The organism is Paenibacillus ihuae, assembly GCF_001368795.1.
GTDB lineage: Bacteria > Bacillota > Bacilli > Paenibacillales > Paenibacillaceae > Paenibacillus_AQ > Paenibacillus_AQ ihuae.
Genome location: NZ_LN831198.1, coordinates 1316992 through 1333216, shown reverse-complemented (window position 1 = coordinate 1333216; position 16225 = coordinate 1316992). Strand labels below are relative to the sequence as shown.

The 16225-nt window shown below is 49.9% G+C and carries 18 protein-coding genes; 5 read left to right on the top strand and 13 right to left on the bottom strand.

What is annotated here, in order from left to right; translation table 11 throughout:
• The 8 genes from sufB to AQR02_RS05750 all read right to left on the bottom strand — a co-directional run.
• Window positions 1-1237, bottom strand: a 1237-nt coding sequence (gene sufB, locus AQR02_RS05785; protein WP_425339961.1) for a Fe-S cluster assembly protein SufB, incomplete at its 3' end; no start/stop codon positions are given.
• A gap of 19 nt (window positions 1238-1256) precedes the next feature.
• Window positions 1257-1694 (bottom strand): Fe-S cluster assembly sulfur transfer protein SufU, encoded by a 438-nt coding sequence (sufU, locus tag AQR02_RS05780; protein ID WP_054939763.1) that lies wholly within the window; start codon window positions 1692-1694, stop codon window positions 1257-1259.
• A complete protein-coding gene (locus AQR02_RS05775; protein ID WP_054939762.1) occupies window positions 1681-2907 on the bottom strand; it encodes a cysteine desulfurase in 1227 nt (408 codons plus the stop codon). Before AQR02_RS05775 ends, sufU begins: the two co-directional genes overlap by 14 nt.
• The gene (gene sufD, locus AQR02_RS05770) at window positions 2904-4205 is read right to left on the bottom strand and encodes a Fe-S cluster assembly protein SufD (RefSeq protein ID WP_054939761.1); all 1302 of its coding nucleotides are present in this window, start codon (window positions 4203-4205) and stop codon (window positions 2904-2906) included. The genes AQR02_RS05775 and sufD overlap by 4 nt, the downstream gene beginning before the upstream one ends.
• Before the next feature lie 29 nt (window positions 4206-4234).
• A complete protein-coding gene (gene sufC, locus AQR02_RS05765) occupies window positions 4235-5017 on the bottom strand; it encodes a Fe-S cluster assembly ATPase SufC (RefSeq protein ID WP_054939760.1) in 783 nt (260 codons plus the stop codon).
• A gap of 232 nt (window positions 5018-5249) precedes the next feature.
• The gene (locus tag AQR02_RS05760) at window positions 5250-5822 is read right to left on the bottom strand and encodes a DUF1802 family protein (protein WP_054939759.1); all 573 of its coding nucleotides are present in this window, start codon (window positions 5820-5822) and stop codon (window positions 5250-5252) included.
• 200 nt (window positions 5823-6022) lie between these two features.
• A complete protein-coding gene (locus AQR02_RS05755; protein ID WP_054939758.1) occupies window positions 6023-6484 on the bottom strand; it encodes a Dps family protein in 462 nt (153 codons plus the stop codon).
• Window positions 6485-6747: 263 nt separating this feature from the next.
• Window positions 6748-7050, bottom strand: coding sequence for a YunC family protein (locus AQR02_RS05750; RefSeq protein ID WP_054939757.1), 303 nt, complete (start codon window positions 7048-7050; stop codon window positions 6748-6750).
• A gap of 202 nt (window positions 7051-7252) precedes the next feature.
• Between AQR02_RS05750 and AQR02_RS05745 the strand changes: the two genes are divergently transcribed.
• A complete protein-coding gene (locus tag AQR02_RS05745; protein ID WP_054939756.1) occupies window positions 7253-7759 on the top strand; it encodes a hypothetical protein in 507 nt (168 codons plus the stop codon).
• An 84-nt stretch (window positions 7760-7843) separates the two neighbouring features.
• On the opposite strand, the gene AQR02_RS05740 is transcribed toward AQR02_RS05745, so the two are convergent.
• The gene (locus tag AQR02_RS05740) at window positions 7844-8221 is read right to left on the bottom strand and encodes a DUF423 domain-containing protein (RefSeq protein WP_054939755.1); all 378 of its coding nucleotides are present in this window, start codon (window positions 8219-8221) and stop codon (window positions 7844-7846) included.
• Window positions 8222-8391: 170 nt separating this feature from the next.
• On the opposite strand from AQR02_RS05740, the gene AQR02_RS05735 reads away from it, so the two are divergent.
• Entirely contained in the window at window positions 8392-8853 is a 462-nt protein-coding gene (locus AQR02_RS05735; protein WP_054939754.1) for a hypothetical protein, read from the top strand.
• A gap of 84 nt (window positions 8854-8937) precedes the next feature.
• Here AQR02_RS05735 and AQR02_RS05730 read toward each other — a convergent pair whose 3' ends face one another.
• The gene (locus AQR02_RS05730; RefSeq protein WP_054939753.1) at window positions 8938-9831 is read right to left on the bottom strand and encodes a hypothetical protein; all 894 of its coding nucleotides are present in this window, start codon (window positions 9829-9831) and stop codon (window positions 8938-8940) included.
• A 127-nt stretch (window positions 9832-9958) separates the two neighbouring features.
• The gene (locus AQR02_RS05725; RefSeq protein WP_054939752.1) at window positions 9959-11551 is read right to left on the bottom strand and encodes an amidohydrolase; all 1593 of its coding nucleotides are present in this window, start codon (window positions 11549-11551) and stop codon (window positions 9959-9961) included.
• Window positions 11552-11787: 236 nt separating this feature from the next.
• On the opposite strand from AQR02_RS05725, the gene yhbH reads away from it, so the two are divergent.
• Complete coding sequence (yhbH, locus tag AQR02_RS05720; RefSeq protein ID WP_054942008.1) at window positions 11788-12948, top strand: sporulation protein YhbH; 1161 nt, start codon at window positions 11788-11790, stop codon at window positions 12946-12948.
• A gap of 79 nt (window positions 12949-13027) precedes the next feature.
• Here the strand turns inward: yhbH and AQR02_RS05715 are convergent, their stop codons facing one another.
• Window positions 13028-14176 carry a stalk domain-containing protein gene (locus tag AQR02_RS05715; RefSeq protein ID WP_054939751.1) on the bottom strand — a complete coding sequence of 383 codons (1149 nt, stop codon included), beginning with the start codon at window positions 14174-14176 and terminating at the stop codon, window positions 13028-13030.
• A gap of 180 nt (window positions 14177-14356) precedes the next feature.
• Here AQR02_RS05715 and AQR02_RS05710 point away from each other — a divergent pair, with 180 nt between their 5' ends.
• Entirely contained in the window at window positions 14357-14686 is a 330-nt protein-coding gene (locus AQR02_RS05710; RefSeq protein WP_054939750.1) for a PadR family transcriptional regulator, read from the top strand.
• Window positions 14683-15249, top strand: coding sequence for a DUF2812 domain-containing protein (locus AQR02_RS05705; RefSeq protein ID WP_054939749.1), 567 nt, complete (start codon window positions 14683-14685; stop codon window positions 15247-15249). Before AQR02_RS05710 ends, AQR02_RS05705 begins: the two co-directional genes overlap by 4 nt.
• A 79-nt stretch (window positions 15250-15328) precedes the next feature.
• On the opposite strand, the gene AQR02_RS05700 is transcribed toward AQR02_RS05705, so the two are convergent.
• Window positions 15329-16225 (bottom strand): family 4 glycosyl hydrolase (locus AQR02_RS05700; RefSeq protein WP_483414269.1); only part of this gene is annotated, 897 nt, incomplete at its 5' end.

The following is a 16225-nucleotide window of genomic DNA, read 5'->3' as shown; positions in this document are numbered from 1 at the left end:
CCTCGGAAACCTTCGATACCGTAGCCTCATGTTCCAGCACAATGTTGTCGTTCATGATTTCGTTGTACGGAATCGTATCCGAAGTGGACTGGTTATCCAGAATGAGCGTATCGCACTTAATGTTCGATTTCGCACCTTCCGCCTGACGGCCGAAGGAGGCCAGACCGCGGTAAGTTACCTTGCCGCCGTGTTTACTGATCGATTTGGATACGATGGTTGATGTGGTGTCCGGTGCCAGGTGAATCATCTTGGCGCCTGCATCCTGGTGCTGGCCTTTGCCTGCAACCGCGATCGACAAGACCGAACCTTTGGCTCCGCGGCCTTTAAGGACAACCGCAGGATACTTCATGGTCAGCTTGGATCCGATGTTGCCGTCCACCCATTCCATCGTGGCATTCTCTTCAGCTACAGCACGTTTGGTTACCAGGTTGTAAATGTTCGGAGCCCAGTTCTGAATGGTCGTATAACGGACACGTGCGTTCTTCATACACAGAATTTCAACGACAGCGCTGTGCAGGGAGTTCGTGCTGTAGATTGGAGCCGTACAGCCCTCTACATAATGCACGAAGCTGTCTTCGTCTGCAAGGATCAGCGTACGCTCGAATTGTCCCATGTTCTCGGAGTTGATGCGGAAGTAGGCCTGCAGAGGCACTTCACATTTCACGCCTTTTGGAACATAGATGAAGCTTCCGCCTGACCATACGGCGCTGTTCAGTGCGGCAAATTTATTATCAGCCGGAGGAATAATCGTTCCGAAGAATTTCTTGAACAGCTCAGGATGCTCACGCAGAGCAGTATCGGTATCAGTGAAGATTACCCCTTGATCCTCAAGGTTCTTCTGCATGCTGTGATACACAACCTCTGATTCATACTGGGCAGAGACACCCGCGAGGAACTTCTGCTCCGCTTCGGGAATTCCCAGCTTATCGAAGGTTTCCTTGATTTCGGAAGGAACTTCCTCCCAGGTCTTCCCTTGCTTCTCGGAAGGTCTTACATAATATTGGATGTCCTCGAAATCGAGATCATCCAAGTCGCCGCCCCACTGAGGCATCGGCATCTTGCGGAACTGCTCCAGCGATTTCAGACGAAAATTCAGCATCCATTCCGGCTCATTTTTGATTGCGGAAATCTCCCGTACAATTTCTTCCGTGAGTCCTTTACCAGACTGAAATATCGACTTGTGCTCATCACGGAATCCGTACTGGTATTCCTCCATATCAGGCGCTTTCTTAGCCATGGTATCAGCCTCCTTATTTCTAATGGTGTTGGTGATCTTCTTCGACTTCTATGCCTTTGCGAAGCGCGTTCCATGCCAGAGTGGCACATTTGATCCGCGCCGGAAATTTATTTACACCGGAAAGGGCTTCTATATCTTCATAATCTCCGAAATCTGCTTCTTCACCCTTCATCAGGGAAGAGAACCGGTCGGCAAGCTCAAGCGCATGGCCGATCGTCTGCCCTTTGACCGCTTCGGTCATCATGGATGCGGACGACATGCTGATGGAACAGCCTTCACCGCTATAGCGGGCGTCCTTGACGATACCGTCCTCCACTTTGAGCTGCAGCGTAATACGGTCGCCGCAGGTAGGGTTGTTCAGTTCGATTTTTAGTGCGTCATCCTCAAATGAACCGCGGTTCCGGGGATTTTTATAATGATCCATAATTACGCGTCTATACAAGTCATCCAAGTTCATAGGCGAAATACTCCTTTGCCTTGATTAAAGCTTGAACCAGTGCATCTACATCCTGTTCGGTATTGTAGAGGTAGAAGCTGGCCCGGGCGGTCGAGCTGACCTGAAGCCAGCGCATCAGCGGCTGGCAGCAGTGATGTCCGGCACGGACAGCGATTCCTTCGGCATCAAGCACCGTAGCCACATCATGCGGATGGACATCACCCAGATTGAATGTCACTACACCCACTTGACGGTTCCGGGGACCATAGATCGTCAGATCACTGATCTCCGATAGCCGCTGCTCCGCATAGGCCGCAAGCTGCATTTCATGGCGGTGAATGTTATCCAGGCCGATGTCCTGCAGGAAATCAATGGCTGCCCCAAGCCCGACAGCCCCGGCAATAATCGGTGTGCCGCCTTCAAACTTCCACGGCAGCTCTTTCCAGGTAGATTCATACAAGCCGACATCATCGATCATTTCCCCGCCGAATTCAACCGGCTCCATCGCCTCAAGTAAAGCCTTCTTGCCGTACAAAGCACCAATACCGGTGGGAGCCAGCATCTTATGACCGGAGAAAGCATAGAAGTCACAATCCAGCTCCTGTACATTCACCTTCATATGCGGAGTGCTCTGCGCCCCGTCAACAACGATTACTGCGCCATGGCGGTGGGCAATCGCAGCAAGCTCTTTTACCGGGTTAGTAACTCCCATTACATTGGATACATAAGCGATCGCCACAATCTTGGTCTTATCCGTGATTGTGTTCTCGGCATCTTCCAGTGTAACGGTTCCGTCCTTTTGCAGCGGGATAAATTTCAGGGTTGCCCCTGTCTTCTTAGCCAGCTGCTGCCATGGGATAAAGTTGCTGTGATGCTCCATCTGCGTAATGACGATTTCGTCACCTTCACCCACTGCGGCAGGGCCGTAGGAGGAAGCTACAATATTCAGCGCTGTAGTCGTCCCGCGTGTGAAGATAATCTCTTTGGTGCTGCGGGCATGAATGAACTTTGCCACCTTCTCGCGTGCACCTTCATAAGCATCTGTCGCCCGGCTGCCTAGTGTGTGAACACCGCGATGGACATTGGCATTATCCCATTCATAATAGGATTTCACCGCCTCGATGACCTGGAGCGGCTTCTGTGAAGTAGCCGCACTGTCCAGATAAACGAGCGGATGTCCGTTGATATTCTGATTCAGGATGGGAAATTGTTCCCGGATATTGCTGCTGATCATTGGCCTAACTTCCTTTCCACAAGAGATTGGAGCTGATTGCGCAGTCCCTCCAGTGGAATTTGCGACACTACAGGTGCCAGGAAGCCGTATATGATCAGTGTTTCTGCGTCATGCCGTGAAATTCCGCGGGACATCAGGTAATACACCTGCTCGTAATTGACCTGTCCTACGGAAGCGGCATGGCCTGCTGTTACATCGTCCTCGTCTATAAGCAGGATCGGATTGGCGTCCCCGCGGGCTTTCGGGCTCAGCATCAGCACTTTTTCCGTCTGCTGTCCATCGGCTCTCGTTGCGCCTTTCTCAATCTTCGTAATTCCGTTAATAATCGAATTGGCGGCATCCCGCATCACCGCACGGGTGATCATGTCACTTGGCGTGTTTTTGCCAAAATGCTGGGCTTGTGTTGTATAGTTCAGTTTCTGGGAGCCCGAACCGACAGCAATTACTTTGGCATCAGAACTTGACCCGTTACCTTTAAGCACTGACTTGGTGTCACTTGCTGTATCGCCATAGTTCATCTCGCCGACAATCCATTCAATGGTGCCGTCATTCTCTACAACCGCACGGCGGTAAGTTACATCTGTTGTGTCTACGCCCAGCTGATGCACTGTAGCGTAACGGACTTTGGCGCCCGCACCCACGAAAACTTCAACGGCGCCGTTGTGCAGACCAGCTTCAGCTTTGTCCGACACATAGTTGTCTACATAAGTTACGGAACTGTTGGTGTCGGCAACTACGAGAATATGCGGAACAAAAGCGGCTTCTGCATCATCAGTGAGCAGTACAGCCTGCAGCGGTGTTTCAATTACGACATTCTTAGGAACATATAGGAAGACTCCGCCGTTCCAAAGTGCCGCATGCAGCGCCGCAATCGAATGCTCATTAGGCAATACAGCCTTATGCAGATAACGCTGCACAAGCTCGCCATGTTCTTTGACCGCTGCCTGCAAATCGGTAAAGATCACTCCCTGTGCTGCAAGCTCAGGTGCCAGACGGGTATAGATAACACCTGAATTCTGCTGAATAATCAGGCTGCCTTCTTCCTGGTCCTTGATCAGGGCCGTAATGGAAGCAGGAGCTTCGCTAAGCTGAGCCAGCGGCTTGCTTGCTTTGTAGCTCCCGTAATTGTTCACATTCCAGCGTTCAATCCGTGTCTTCTCCAGCTTCGGCAATTCCAGCTCAGCTGCCAGCTCCAGCGCCTGCAGGCGGCTGTCCTTCAGCCAGCCCGGCTCGCCGCTGCTCTGCGATAATTCGCTGAGCCTTTCGGCATCCACCGGAAGAATGGTTTGCGTCGTCATAAGTAGTTTCCTCCTTCCTGGCGTCTTATTTATGCTTCCTGTCCTACAGTTTCATCTTCAATGCCAAGCTCTTCCTTAACCCATTCGTAACCTTCGGCTTCCAGACGTTCAGCCAGTTCAGGTCCGCCGGATTTCACAATACGTCCTTGCATCATGACATGTACGAAATCGGGTTTGATATAGTTCAGCAGGCGCTGATAGTGGGTAATAACCAGGAAGCCGCGTTCCGGGCTTCTCATGGAGTTCACGCCTTCGGCAACAATTTTGAGTGCATCAATATCAAGGCCGGAGTCAATTTCGTCAAGAATGACGATTTTGGGGTCCAGCATCATCATTTGGAGAATTTCATTACGTTTCTTCTCACCGCCGGAGAAACCTTCATTCAGATAGCGGTGCAGGAATTCGGGATTCATTTCCAGTTCTTTCATTTTTGCTTCCATCTGACGTATGAACCGGATCAGGGAAATTTCACTGCCCTCTTCACGGCGGGAATTAATTGCACTGCGCAGGAAGTCAGAGTTAGTGACTCCGGAGATTTCGCTTGGATACTGCATCGCCAGGAACAGACCGGCACGCGCGCGTTCATCAACTGCCATCTCCAGCAGGTCTTCTCCTTCAAGGACAGCTGTACCAGCAGTAACTTCATACTTCGGATGACCCATCAATGCTGAAGCCAGGGTGCTTTTACCGGTACCGTTCGGTCCCATGATGGCATGGATTTCTCCACCCTTCATCTGAAGATTGATCCCTTTCAGAATCTCTTTTCCTTCAATCGTCGCTTTCAGTCCCTCAATGACAAAATCTGCTGCCATAATTAATATTCCCTCCACTCATCAATTTGCGAAATCAGAAAGTTGTATTGTCACAGGATTTCCCTGATTGCCAGCACAATTAGATTTTATATCACATTGTAATAATTATAAACAGAATCCGAGTGATTATCAATGATTCTCACTAATTTTATTACAAAGTATTTGTTTTTACAATTGTTGCTTTTCAATTTTCAAACCATTCATCCATCTTTTAACACTTATTAATAGAAAGTTATTCCTGCAAAGCGGATACGACTTCTGCTCTCCTGCTGTCAAATGCATCATCACTTAGAACTGGCCGCCATTGCCGTATACCTGGAGCATTCGTAAGCTCAATCCAGGACCGGCAGCCTGAATATTCCGGGAGCACTTGAATCGTAACCGGTGTATCCGGGACGTACACACGAAGCAGCAGGACATGCAGCGGCTCCTTGGCTTTCCAGCGCAGTCTTTCGGCGGCGAGACCTTCACTCCAGATATGGTAAGGATACAGCCGCTTCAGCTGTTCCAGATCATGAACTTCCAGATCTGCTGCAGCTTCAGCATATGCGCGTAATGGAACGGTTTCGGTGCTTGCCGCTTCATCGGCCAACGTCTGGCCAACCAGATGGCGAAACTGCTCCTTGAGCAGTTCTGTACGCTGATGCTCATAGGTGGGATAAAGATAGAACGAAGGGCTTTTTAGCTCAAAACGCCTCGTTTCTTCTTTAATGCCCCCCTTGCGCAGCAGCATAATTTGCTGTCCTTCGGTTAAAGCTTGTACGGCAGAAGCCCACTCCTTCAGAGCTACCGGGTTAACATTCAACGGCGACCTCTCCTTTCAATCCTCGGGATGACAAACAGGAAGTTTATTAAGAATTATATAACTTGCAGCAGCTGTCTACAAATTGCATGAATCACATATGTACACAAAACTTTATTCAATGTGCCCCGTAGCAGCAAAAAAATAAAGCCTCCACACGGGAGGCTCTATTCCATTTGCCCTTAAAAGTTACTTTACGCTTCTCAGCCCAGGAAAGAACGCAGCATCCATTGATTTTTTTCGAGATCGGTACGGATCTTGATGAACAAATCAGCAGTCGGCTGATCGCTGATCTGTTCAGCCAGCTCAATGCCTTCCGTCAATTCCTCAGCTACCGTCGCAAAATCCTCAATCAGGGTTTGTACCATACCCCGTGTATCTTCCTTACCGGTTGCTTCCTGAATTGTAGCGATTTCCAGATATTCTTTCATCGTCGCTGCCGGGCTGCCCTTAATGCTGAGCAGGCGTTCAGCAACCTCGTCCATTTTGAGGGTAACATCATCATACAGCTCTTCAAACTTCACATGCAGGGAGAAAAATTGCTCTCCTTTTACATACCAGTGATAGTTATGAATTTTGACGTACAGTATGTTCAAGTTCGCTACTTGTCTGTTAAGTACTTGTTCCAGAGAAGCCGTATTGACCTTGTTAGATGCTTTAGCCATTAGTGATCCCATCCTTATCCATAATTTTTGCCGGCAAGCATGTCCATCTTCCGGCTGCAGTTGTCTATATTCATTTTACCCTTCCGGATGAAGGACGAAACAAAGACAATCAGTCCTTCCTAAGCACGCTGCGGCACAGCTGCAGCCTTCACCTACTCGTAGGATGACCATGTATCGCGGCCTTATGCTCTTTTTTTTGCAGCTGTCTGAACATAAGGGGCCTTGGCGGCCCCTCATGACTGTAACAGCGCTTTGAGTGGTACTCAGAGCATGAGAAGCAGTGCTTCCGCACCAGTCATTCCTGGCACAATACCCAGATTCTCCGCTTCTATAGTAACAGATTCCAGCGGAGCGGCAAGCAACTGCGCTAAGGTACGCACGCCTACTGCCCTTGCTGCAATGATCTTCCGGTCGCTTAGTGTATCATTAAGCAGGCCTACGTCGAGTGCTCCGCACATGATATATCCCCGGCTTGTGCTGACAGTCAGCAGGGTTGTTTTGGGCAGCTTTACCTCGACACCCACCAGAGTATGACCGCCTACCTGAACAGGCTCTATCGTAACCAATTTGCAGCTCCTCCTTTTTTTATATGCACGTTGTATGTGTATGCGTCTAACCTGATACGCGTGTGGACGTATGAGCCTATCCGCTTACAAATACCGGAGCCTTTAGTCCTTATTTCAAGCAAACAGGTATATGATTATTGCCTGTTTAGTGGTATAGTTTATTTGATTTACCAATCGATTTAACGACAAAGCTGGGGGATATATGGACAAGAAACTACAAAACACAGACGGTAATTATTTGTTTAACGTCGACATCTTGATTAATGCCCGTACCAACCCGCTTGCACTGCAATTTTTACTGGAAGTGTTGAATAATAGCGACAAAGTTACAGATTTCAACATTAACTCGGGTCTTGAGCTGGGGAGAACGATAGATACACTTCTCCGTTCGGCAAAAATGGCCCTTAAACAAGAGTCTGCACAGCCAATCCCCATTAAATTGCCAGTAAAGCCGGCGAACGAGCAAACAGAAAAGCACAACGCCTCCAAGTCGGCACCTGAAATTCCAGCCGATGCCTTTGCAAAAATCCGGCAATATATTAAGAACAACCAGTTGGTCCGTCTACGGACGAACAGTCCAGGCAAGCAGATGTCTATGCCCTGCCGGATTCTGAATTTTGATGATGCAGCCTACACGATTAGTGTCTATCATGTAGATGAGAAGCAAGTCTATACCTTCAACCTTAATGAAATTGATGAATTTGTGTAAGGGCCTTCTTCTCAGCAATGCAAACAAGCACCTCCCGGGATTCATTCAGCGGGCAGGTGCTTGTTTTTAATTATGATACCAGAATCAGCTTTTACGGGAAAAAGCTTCTAAGGCCAAACAAATCCAGCCGGCGATAAAGCACACACCACCCAAAGGGGTAATGGCTCCCAGGATACTGATGCCAGTGATACTTAATACATACAGGCTACCAGAGAACAATACTATGCCTGCAATCAGCAGCCGGCCTGCCCAGCGCAGGCGGGTACTTTCCCCCCATTGTCCTGCAAGCAGGGCGATCAGGATCAGGCCTAATGCATGCACCATGTGATAATGAACTCCGGTCTCATACACCTGCAGATGATCCTCACTGATCACTGTCTTCAGCATATGAGCCCCGAAGGCGCCGATCCCCACTGACAGCATCGCCAGCAATGCCCCCCAAGCCATAAATCTTCGTTGCATCGCAGTTACAACTCCTTATCCTTAAGCTCTCCTTATCTTAACTTATCCGCAGCGTTGAATTCCAGCTCAGACCAATTTCATAATTTTCATCATTACGCTTGCATTTCCTGCTGTCTTGTGAAAAAGTGAAAGGAGTAGTCATTCAACCCTATTCACGAGGAGTGCAATGCATGGATTATAATCCACCACCAAGATCAGAACTGCCGGAAGATCCGGCGGACCCATCTTTATCCGGACATGGAGCGCCGGCGAATATTGAATCAGAATATGTATTTCAGGAAAACAAACGTGATTTCAAGCATTCTGGACCAGGTATCGCCTCTTTTGTCATCGCCTTGGTTACACTGGTCGGCTATGCGGTTTCCTTCGTATTCGTAGGCATGCAAGCCTCTGACATTCTTAGCAACAGTAACGATGTGATCGCTGATTCTTCCGAAACCATTATGTTCCTGGGGCTAACCGTACTGATTCTCGCTGCCGTTAATGTCATCGGTGCTGTCATAGGCATTATCGGGCTGACGCTCCGCCGGCGCCGGAAAGTATTTGCCATTATCGGTACGATCATTAATGGTGCGATCCTCCTGCTGTTCATGCTGCTGATCGCTACGATACTGGTCAATGCCGGCGCGTAATATTTATGATGCCTTCAACTTTTTGGACCTTACAGTAAAAGGGCCGTTCCCGGAATGTTGGGGACGGCCCTTCTTGCTGCGAAATTAGCGGTTGACGATCGATTCCAGCGATGCATAGACATGCGGACCGAAACCTTCAGAGGCTTCACGCTGGGGAATATTCAGCTTGATGATGTAGCCCTGCCCGTCAATCTCCTTAACGATATATTGGCGGGTGAGGCCGGAGCCCATTGCAGTCAGGTATAGTCTTAGTCCGGACATACGCTGATCCCGCTCATCTTGGCTGAGTGCGGTGACTTTTCCCGTAGCCGAAAGCTCTTCACGGCCTTCCTCAGTCAAAGCATCCAGATTAAAATCGGCAGGCAGCTTGGTAATTTCAGCATAATAGCCGGGGTCTACCTTCATCGCCAGCTTATTACTGGATTTGTCGAAGGTGAATATATCAAATACATACAGTGAATACCCTTCACCTTCGGCAAGGCTGGCCGTTTTCTCTTCTTCCATCCCTTCGAGCGTAAGCTTGATCACTTTGGTTTCGGGCAAGGATCCAGCTTGGGCTTCTTCTCCAGAGTCAGATGCCTTAATCAGCTTGGAAAGTACCCGCTGTACAATAGAAGGGTCACCTTCCACTGCTTTTTCCACATATTCGATAATGACAGGATCATTCATCTCGAGCTTCTCAGGCGCATTCTCGGTGCCTGCTCCCAATTCAAAAGCAGTAGGGCCTTCTTCGGTCTCTATTTCTACAGAATGATTATCAATCTGGCCGACATAAGTGCCGGTACTCTGAATCGTCTGTGCTCCTGCAGTAGCGGCCGGGCTGATTGACGGTGCAATAGTACTCTCGGCCACAGGCGGAGAAGCGGTAGCCGTGGGTTCTCCGGGTGCTTCAACAGGACTTTTGCCTCCGCATGCCGTTATCGCCAGCATCAGTACAGCCGCTGCCGCGACTGCCGGTAATGAACGTTGTGATCTCATGTTGACGGCCTCCTCAAGTTAACAGGGTATCGTAATCTCTACCCTTATTAACGTTTAACCCGTTGTCAGGGTTGCATAAACTTGGGCCCTCTTCACCTAACACATCCGTAGTAACTGCTTACCGCTGTTAATCCGCACTGTAAGCTGCTATACCGTTGACAACCGTCATCCGCACCTTCGCCTGCAGCAACTCCTCGGCATCCGTCATGATCGCCCGGTCTAGTACCGTAAAATCCGCGTGATAGCCGGGTGTTATCCGGCCCCGTTCCCGTTCTTCTCCGGCAGCAGCAGCACTGCCTTCTGTAAACAGTCGGAGCGCCTGCCCAAGGCTCAGCTTTTCCTCCGGCAGATAGCCCGCATTCCGCTCTCCCGGCTTACTGCGCGTCACTGCGGCATGCATGCCCAAAAACGGGCTCAGCGGCTCAATCGGCGCATCACTCCCCCCGGCGCATGTAATTCCGGCCTGTAATAGCTTCGCCCAGGCATAGAGATATTCTGTTCTTGCCGGGCCTACCCGGTCCAGCACCCAGGGGAAGTCGCTAGCCACGAAACGCGGCTGGATATCGGCGATCAGCCGCAGGCTGCGCATCTGCTCCAGCAGACTGCGATTCAGCACCTGCGCGTGAATGAACCGGTCCGGAAGGGCTGCATCCTGCGGCAGACGGACATGTTCCATCGCGGCTAGTGTCATCCGCGCAGCAGCGTCCCCGATGGCATGCACAGCTACGGGATAGGAGAGCCTGCGGGCCGCTCTGACGATTTCATTCAGTCCCTCCTGAGTATGGATTGCGATGCCGGAAGTTTCTGGTGCATCGCTGTAAGGCTGCTCCAGCAGGGCAGTCCGTCCGCCGATGGCTCCGTCGGCAAACAGCTTAACTGCTCCGAGCCGCAGCCATTTGTCTCCACTGCCGGCAGCAAGCCCCAGCTCCTCTACCTCCTGCAGGAAGGGGTAGTACAGCAGCTGATGCGTGCGGAAGAACAGCCCTTCGTCCCTCAGCTCGCGGTGGATCCGCAGCATGGTTTCAACGCTGCCTAGTAGCCGTAAATCCTCGGTATGCACAGCGGTCAAGCCTAGAGAGAGCGCATCATTAATTCCTCTGCGGACTGCCTTTTTCAAGGCGGCATAATCCGGAGCCGGCTGCACAGCATGAAACGGCTGAACGGCATCCTCGTAAATCCAGCCGTTCAGCTTCCCTTCACTGTCACGGCCATAAGCTCCAGAGGCAAAGTCCGGAGTTGATGCCGTGACTCCGGCCCGCCGGAAAGCCTCACTGTTGCCGAGAAAGGCGTGGAAGCAGGTCCGGGTCAGAAACACCGGATGGCGGTCTGTTACATCATCTAGTTCGGATATATGCGGGGCTGCAGCAGGCTGGAATTCATTCTCATTCCAGTTCAGGCCGAGAATCCATTCGCCTGGAGGGGTGATCTCCGCCCGCTTCGCGATGGCCTGCAGCATCTCTTCTTTGGAGGTCATGCCGGTAAAGTCCAGCATATCCAGCTTCATGCCGTGCATCCCCAAATGCACATGGGCATCAACCAGACCGGGCAGAACATGCCCCCCGTCCCAATCGGTGACTGTATGTTCCCGCCCGGATAGCTGCAAGGACAGCTCCCGGCTTTTTCCTATGACCATAATGATGCCATTCTCCACAAGCACAGCATCCTCTTCCGGGCGTCCGACGGCTGACAGATTGCCATTTTTGAACAAGGTTAACGTCATAAATACTCTGCTCCTTCTTATATTGAAGTGTCCTAAATGGTTGATATAAATGCTGCCTCCATAGCTAATATATCATAAGACAGATGATACTCGTCCTTAGCTGGTGACAGTGCGTTTTTAAGTTAAAGAGAGTACGTTCACATATCCCCCATCCCCATGAATATACTTAGTTACAGCACATCCTTCAGCTTCAAGCCTATGCCCTAACGATTTATATTCCATGGGAGGTGGTCATCCTGCCAGAGTCACCCGGTCCATATGCATTTGTCGTGTCAAAAGAAGACTGGTCCCTTCACCGCAAAGGCCATCAGGATCAGGAGCGTCATCAGCAAAAGGTCAGGGAAGCCATTAAGGATAATCTGCCTGACCTTGTTACCGAAGAGAACATCATCATGTCGGACGGTAAACAAATCGTCAAGGTGCCCATCCGCAGTCTGGATGAATACCGGATCATCTATAATTTCCGTAAGCAAAAGCATGTCGGTCAAGGGGATGGGGACAGTCAGGTCGGGGATGTGTTAGGCCGCGATTCGCAGTCCGCCCAGCCGGGCAAAGGGGATAAAGCCGGTGACCAGCCCGGACAGGACACTGTCGAGGCGGAAGTAAATCTGGAGGATCTTGAGGATATTCTGTTTCAGGACCTGGAGCTGCCGCATCTGGCGCCGAAGGATAAGGAAGAAATCGAGGTAAAATCAATCGTCTTCAACGATATCCGCAAGAAGGGCATGATGTCGAACATCGACAAGAAACGCACCCTGCTGGAGAACCTGCGGCGCAATGCGAGTAACGGTAAGCCCGGCATTCACAGCATCAGCCCCGACGATTTGCGTTATAAAACGTGGGATGATATTACGGTTCCGCATTCCAATGCAGTAATTATCGCGATGATGGATACATCAGGAAGTATGGGGACCTTTGAAAAATACTGCGCCCGCAGCTTCTTCTTCTGGATGACCCGTTTCCTGCGCCGCCAGTACGAGAAGGTCGAAATTGTCTTTCTGGCCCATCATACGGAAGCCAAGGAAGTCAGCGAGCATGATTTCTTCACCCGCGGTGAAAGCGGCGGTACCATCTGCTCATCAGCCTATCAGAAGGCGCTCGAGATTATCGACAGCCGTTATCCGCCGGCCAAATACAACATCTACCCGTTCCACTTCTCTGATGGCGATAACCTTACCTCGGATAATGAACGCTGCGTCAAGCTGATCGGAGAGCTGCTGAAGCGCAGTAACATGTTCGGCTACGGTGAAGTGAACCAGTACAACCGCAGCAGTACACTGATGTCCGCCTACCGCCATCTGAAGCAGGAGCAATTCATGCATTACGTCATCAAGGACAAAAAGGAAGTCTACCAGGCGCTCAAGAGCTTTTTTGGGAAAAGAGAAGCAGTCAAATAAGAATCTGACGCATACCAAAGACCCTCTTTCCGGTAAAACGGATAAGAGGGTGCTTTGAATTCAGAATAAATTCCACCTTTTACTTTACTATTTCGGAATCCAGAATGATATCCTCATCAGGATTCATATACCAGACACCGTCCACTGATTTCACCACGGATACAAGAACGTAGAGTCTGAGTTTAGGCAGTTCTGGCTGGGCATTATTGCCTAAGTTGTAGACGGAATAGACCGTGGCTCTAGCAGGTTCATAAGCGACTATAGTTGTTGATTCTCCATTATATTTCAGTTCGTCTCTATCATATGTAAATTTCAGATACTCCCTCACCAATTCCAAATCGGGATAGTCGGTGAACATCTTCCCGGCAGGGTTTTGAAGCGCCAGCAGAGCCTCTATGTTCTCTTCATTTCTGGCTTTGAAATCAGCAGCAAGCAGTGAAATGATTGCCATTTTGTCGACATCAGGCACACTGATTTCTTTATGAGCCAGCGAAGTATAATCCAGATATTCCGTATCTGAAGTTATATTGTGAATAGTCCAGCTTTTATCCGCTTTATGCTCCATCTCGATTTCGGCATGCTCGATCCGGTCCAGCAGCTCGCCGCCGCTTTTATGGATCAGAACATCTGCCGAGAATGTTGTATATGTACCCCATGTCTCCAAGTTGAGACTCTGAATCGTTGCCAGACCTGTGGCTGTCTGATAATGGGCTTCAAGCAGCGCCCGGATCTTTTTTAGATCTGACTTCTTGGGTTTACCCTGCAAATCCACATAGATCCGCACCGTTTTTTGTTTCTGGTCATAGTCGGCATTGATATATGAGGTGCTTTGAAATATGGATGCAAGGACCATGATATCCGCACCGGAGCCGATGAAGACCGGAGTCCCTGTCACGCTGAAAGAAATATTATTTACATAGGCCTTTTTAGCTTTCAGGTCGATCTTGAACGAAGCATCCTCTGAGACGGCGGTAATTACCTTTTGAACAGCATCATATTTGAAGCTGAAGCCCAGCGCCTGCACTGCGCTCCGGAATTCGACATACAGCTTGCCTCCCTGAATTACAGGTGCTGTCTTCGGGTGGATTTCCTTGTCCTGCACGTATACCCGGATCGTCTTCGCGGCAGCAGTCTTCGCTGATGCCCCTGCCGGATTCCAGGCCATAACTGTAAGCAGGCAAACTAACAGAAGCATTGTAATACTTTTCACATTTAATTTGATACTCAAATTTCATTTCCCCCCGGTAATTATTGTTTCTTCCTCAATCTATATTTCGACAAGTTCTATACATTACCTTAGGCTGTTTTTGGGGATAGCCCATTGACATCTATATCGGCTAACGATATAGTATATATATCGTTAGCCGATATAACGAAATCCGATACAATATTAATGAGGTGATACAGGTTGCCCGAAAGCAAAGATTATGGAGCATTAACCGAAGGGGTCTACTACATTCTGTTGTCCCTGTTCACCCCAATGCACGGCTATGGCATCATGCAGAACGTGAAGCTGCTGAGCAATCAGCGTGTTGACCTTGGTGCAGGAACACTTTACGGTGCACTAGGCACACTGGTAGAGCGTGGCTGGATTGAGCCTCTTCAGGGCATTCAGGATTCCCGCAAGAAAGAATACAAAATTACGCATGAAGGCATCCTCGCCGTGCAGACTGAATTGACGAGGCTGGATGAACTGCTGTCCAACGGAAGAAAGCTACTGGGAGGAGAATCGGAATGAGTCATACGGTGCGCAAATTATTCATTAACTTTGAAAAGGAAGAACAATGGCTGAATGAGATGGCGGCTAAGGGACTTGCGCTTACCGAATATTCATTTGCCCATTATGTATTTGAAGAAACCAGCAAAGGTGAATATATTTACCGGATCGAGCTGCTTGAGGATGGGATAAAAGGGGCTAAATCTATGGAATACCTGCAGTTTATGGAGGAAGCCGGAGTCGAACATGTGACAATGAACAAAGGACATGCAGTTTACAACAAGTGGGTGATTTTTAGAAGAAGAGCATCAGAAGGTCCCTTTACAATTTATTCGGATACTGACTCCAAAATAAAGCATTATAGACGGATTCACCGCCTGTGGATCTCCCTCGCTCTGATGGAACTTATCCTCGGCTTCATGAATGTAGGGCTGGTGGCTTTGAACAACATTAGCATTATCTCCAATATCAATCTTGTCACGGGTCTTCTGCTTATCGTTCTGGGTGCGGTCTTCCTTCTCTGTAGTCTGCCTGTGCGCCAAAAAATCAACAAATTGCAGAGCGACAAGCTAATCCGGGAGTAAGCTTCCGGATTAGCAGCAGCTCTTACATTGTTGCCTGGCAGGCCGGAAGCAGTTTCTCTATCCTGGCCCCTTCTATATACTAGTGTACCTTTTCCCGGTCCTTGCCCTTATCGGACTCACCGGCGTTTTTATTCGCGGCATCGCGGTCGAGCTGCATTTCTTCCACGGACTTCACCTTTAGCCTGGCCGCCCCTTCATTATCTGTCCGGGTAGGTATCAGGTTGCCTGATGCCAGCCGCACTTTAGCTTCAGCAATGGCAGCTGTATACTGCGGCAGCCACGGCTCTCCAGCTACAAGCATCTCATCCACCATCTGCCATATTTCCGGGGGATTGCAGACCGCGCCGACCAGCGGGTCCATCATGAACGCCTGCCGCAGCAGCTGATCATCACCATGCACGGCGGCTTCGACCGCGAGGCGCTGCACAGATACGCTGACATTGCATACCGCAGCCAGCCCGAGCGGAAGTTCACCGACCAGCGGCATGGAGATACCGTTATGGTCCACATAGCCCGGTGCTTCGATCACCGCATCCTCCGGCAGATTGGAAATCACGCCATGATTCACGACGTTGAAATGCCCCCGGTAGACGCGGCCAGTCTCAAGTCCTTCAATAATATATGAGCCATGCTCTTCCCCGCGGTTCTCCGCTTTGTACTCCATTGCCGGCTCCTTCATCCAGTTAGGAAAATCAGTCTCGAACCAGTTACGCCCTTCCGTGCACACCCGCAGGTAGCCGCCTGTCTCTCCGTTAATCCAGCTTCCCAGGTCAATCCAGTCCATAATTTCCGTGCTGCGCTTGCGGTACCAGGGTACATATTCGCTTAAATGTCCATTCGATTCCGTACTGTAGTACCCGAACCGGCGCAGCATATCGATCCGCACTTTTTCCGTACGGCTGAATTCCGGATGCTGCTCAAATGCCGCAAGCAGACCTTTCGTCAGGTCCTTACCCTGATGCATTGCAGAGATGTA

Excerpts from the sequence above, each read along its gene's own strand:
- AQR02_RS05745 (WP_054939756.1), top strand. The coding sequence starts at position 7,253 with ATGGACAAGAAACTACAAAACACAGACGGTAATTATTTGTTTAACGTC.
- sufD (WP_054939761.1), bottom strand. The coding sequence starts at position 4,205 with ATGACGACGCAAACCATTCTTCCGGTGGATGCCGAAAGGCTCAGCGAA.
- AQR02_RS05730 (WP_054939753.1), bottom strand. The coding sequence starts at position 9,831 with ATGAGATCACAACGTTCATTACCGGCAGTCGCGGCAGCGGCTGTACTG.
- AQR02_RS05705 (WP_054939749.1), top strand. The coding sequence starts at position 14,683 with ATGAGTCATACGGTGCGCAAATTATTCATTAACTTTGAAAAGGAAGAA.
- AQR02_RS05735 (WP_054939754.1), top strand. The coding sequence starts at position 8,392 with ATGGATTATAATCCACCACCAAGATCAGAACTGCCGGAAGATCCGGCG.
- AQR02_RS05775 (WP_054939762.1), bottom strand. The coding sequence starts at position 2,907 with ATGATCAGCAGCAATATCCGGGAACAATTTCCCATCCTGAATCAGAAT.
- sufU (WP_054939763.1), bottom strand. The coding sequence starts at position 1,694 with ATGAACTTGGATGACTTGTATAGACGCGTAATTATGGATCATTATAAA.
- sufC (WP_054939760.1), bottom strand. The coding sequence starts at position 5,017 with ATGGCAGCAGATTTTGTCATTGAGGGACTGAAAGCGACGATTGAAGGA.
- AQR02_RS05725 (WP_054939752.1), bottom strand. The coding sequence starts at position 11,551 with ATGACGTTAACCTTGTTCAAAAATGGCAATCTGTCAGCCGTCGGACGC.
- AQR02_RS05740 (WP_054939755.1), bottom strand. The coding sequence starts at position 8,221 with ATGCAACGAAGATTTATGGCTTGGGGGGCATTGCTGGCGATGCTGTCA.
- AQR02_RS05755 (WP_054939758.1), bottom strand. The coding sequence starts at position 6,484 with ATGGCTAAAGCATCTAACAAGGTCAATACGGCTTCTCTGGAACAAGTA.